Consider the following 849-nt stretch of genomic DNA (forward strand, 5'->3'; position numbering starts at 1 on the left):
GTTGTTCACCTAGGCTGCCCGTTTCTAAACGCATTTTTTCTTCTTGCGGAGCCAGTGCCGCTTCATTTTCACTGAGCGTTACGCTTAATGTATCAGCTTCGGCTTGAAGGGCTGCACGCTCAGCAACAAGCTTGTTTTTAATTGCTTGCAGCTCTTGTTCGGTTTTCTTGAAACCCGATTCACGTGACGCATTGTGCGTTTGCTGCTGACGATTTTCTTGCTGCGCTTTTTGCAACAACGTATCACTCGCGAACGTCGTGTGAGGCATCATCGACGCGGTTGAGATAAGAGCAACCGATAGCCATTTCTTGATCATTTACTTGCCCTCCGCAACCGTTAGTGACACTGGCAGAGTTAACATACTCGGTGCAATTTGTTTGTTTGCCATAGCAAACGCCTTATCTAGCTCGGTCTTTTGTTCCGAACCAACAGGCTGCCAGGCTTGTTGCTGTTGCGACCAACTCCAGAATTTGTCACCAGACAGGCTACGCGCAACCAAAGATACACGGCCCAAGTAAAGGACATCAGCTTCCACTTTTTCGTTAGCATCTAGGTTAATTTTGCCTTGGTAGATACCAAGCTTGGTGCCGTAGTCCATTTCAATTTGGTAGGCTTCTAGGATTCGACGGAATTTCTCTGCGTCGGCAACATCGGCTCGCGTCATCAGCTCATCAAGCTTCGCAATGCGTTCTTCACGCTGAGCTTTACGAATAGGTTTGTCGCTGGCCACTATGCGCTTGAGTCCTTCAAGCATGTGATACATCAATGGCACGACACCCTGACGAGTTTGAGCAATCTGCTCAATTTGCTCGTTCAAACTGTTCACTTCTTGATGTTGGCTTTCGACCA

General features: G+C 47.9%; 1 protein-coding gene and 1 pseudogene. Both read right to left on the reverse strand.

Features of this window, described 5'->3' with window-relative positions:
- Positions 1-316, reverse strand: a pseudogene (locus R7Z50_RS26035) (flagellar motor protein MotA); the annotation flags it as partial.
- Positions 317-849 (reverse strand): DUF3450 domain-containing protein (locus R7Z50_RS26040; protein WP_318149546.1); only part of this gene is annotated, 533 nt, incomplete at its 5' end.

Source organism: Vibrio sp. 1249-1 (assembly GCF_033340495.1).